The organism is Methyloparacoccus murrellii, assembly GCF_054657115.1.
In genome coordinates, this window is record NZ_BAAHXD010000096.1 from 1 (window position 1) to 2,318 (window position 2,318).

Below are 2,318 nucleotides of genomic sequence, written 5' to 3' on the forward strand. Positions count from 1 at the left end.
GCATGACCTACAATTAGCACGGCGGTTGGACCGGGGTTATTGTCTGGAGGATGGTCGGTTGCGGGGGATATCGGCGGGGGGGTAGGGGGCGTCCCCGTTGTGTTGCGGTGGTATGGAGCAGCATCCATCGTGACAAACGTCGGGACAAAGAAAAGCCCCCGGCCAGAGACTGGACGGGGGCTTTTGGATATGGAGCCTGGCAGTTCCCTACTTTCGCACAGGTATCTGCACTATCATCGGCGCTAAGCGGTTTCACTTCCGAGGTCGGGATGGGATCGGGTGGTTCCCGCTTGCTCTGGCCACCAGGCAAACTGGTTGGAACGAGCCATCGTTCACACAATCATGGCTCTTCACTTGAAAACGTACACGGCAGCGTTTGGTGTCAAACACCCACACCGTTTGGGTGTTATATGGTCAAGCCTCACGGGCAATTAGTACGGGTTAGCTTCGTCCATTACTGAACTTCCACACCCCGCCTATCAACGTCGTAGTCTTCAACGGCCCTTCAGGGGACTCGAGGTCCCAGGGAGATCTCATCTTGGGAGGGGCTTCCCGCTTAGATGCTTTCAGCGGTTATCCTGTCCGAACATAGCTACCCGGCAATGCGATTGGCATCACAACCGGAACACCAGCGGTTCGTTCACTCCGGTCCTCTCGTACTAGGAGCAACTTCCCTCAAATCTCCAACGCCCACGGCAGATAGGGACCGAACTGTCTCACGACGTTCTAAACCCAGCTCGCGTACCACTTTAAATGGCGAACAGCCATACCCTTGGGACCGGCTACAGCCCCAGGATGTGATGAGCCGACATCGAGGTGCCAAACACCGCCGTCGATATGAACTCTTGGGCGGTATCAGCCTGTTATCCCCGGAGTACCTTTTATCCGTTGAGCGATGGCCCTTCCATACAGAACCACCGGATCACTAGGACCTACTTTCGTACCTGCTCGACTTGTGGGTCTCGCAGTTAAGCGCGCTTTTGCCCTTACACTCTTTGCACGATTTCCGACCGTGCTGAGCGCACCTTCGTGCTCCTCCGTTACACTTTGGGAGGAGACCGCCCCAGTCAAACTACCCACCATACACGGTCCCCGATCCGGATCACGGACCTAGGTTAGAACTCCAAATTCGCCAGGGTGGTATTTCAAGGTTGCCTCCACCAGAACTAGCGTCCCGGTTTCGCAGGCTCCCACCTATCCTACACAAGCGGATTCAAAGTCCAGTGTAAAGCTGTAGTAAAGGTTCACGGGGTCTTTCCGTCTAGCCGCGGGTACACTGCATCTTCACAGCGATTTCAATTTCACTGAGTCTCGGGTGGAGACAGTGTGGCCATCGTTACGCCATTCGTGCAGGTCGGAACTTACCCGACAAGGAATTTCGCTACCTTAGGACCGTTATAGTTACGGCCGCCGTTTACCGGGGCTTCGATCAAGAGCTTCGCTTGCGCTAACCCCATCAATTAACCTTCCGGCACCGGGCAGGCGTCACACCCTATACGTCCACTTTCGTGTTTGCAGAGTGCTGTGTTTTTAATAAACAGTCGCAGCCACCATTTTATTGCAACCTCCGTCAGCTCCATCCGCGAGGGACTTCACCTACCAGAGGCGTACCTTCTCCCGAAGTTACGGTACCATTTTGCCTAGTTCCTTCACCCGAGTTCTCTCAAGCGCCTTGGAATTCTCATCCTGCCCACCTGTGTCGGTTTTGGTACGGCCACCTGCAACCTGAAGCTTAGAGGTTTTTCTTGGAAGCTTGGCATCAATCACTTCGGCTGAATTGCTTCAGCACCGTCATCACATCTCGGCATTGACTCCCCGGATTTGCCTAAGGAATCTGCCTACCTGCTTAAACCGGGACATCCAACACCCGGCTGACCTAGCCTTCTCCGTCACCCCATCGCAGTTGCAGCTGGTACCGGAATATTAACCGGTTTTCCATCGACTACGCCTTTCGGCCTCGCCTTAGGTGCCGACTGACCCTGCGCCGATTAGCGTTGCGCAGGAAACCTTGGGCTTTCGGCGAACGGGTTTTTCACCCGTTTTGTCGTTACTCATGTCAGCATTCGCACTTCCGATACCTCCAGCAGACCTCTCGATCCACCTTCACAGGCGTACGGAACGCTCCTCTACCACTTGCCAAAGGCAAGTCCGCAGCTTCGGTACATGGCTTAGCCCCGTTGAATCTTCCGCGCAGGCCGACTCGACCAGTGAGCTATTACGCTTTCTTTAAAGGATGGCTGCTTCTAAGCCAACCTCCTGGCTGTCTATGCCTTCCCACATCGTTTCCCACTGAGCCATGATTTTGGGACCTTAGCTGG

General features: G+C 54.9%; 2 rRNA genes. Both read right to left on the reverse strand.

The features are described from left to right. Window positions 1–194 precede the first annotated feature (194 nt). Window positions 195–307, reverse strand: a 5S ribosomal RNA gene (gene rrf / locus ACYQ1H_RS15390). A gap of 103 nt (window positions 308–410) precedes the next feature. After that, window positions 411–2,318, reverse strand: a 23S ribosomal RNA gene (locus tag ACYQ1H_RS15395); the annotation flags it as partial.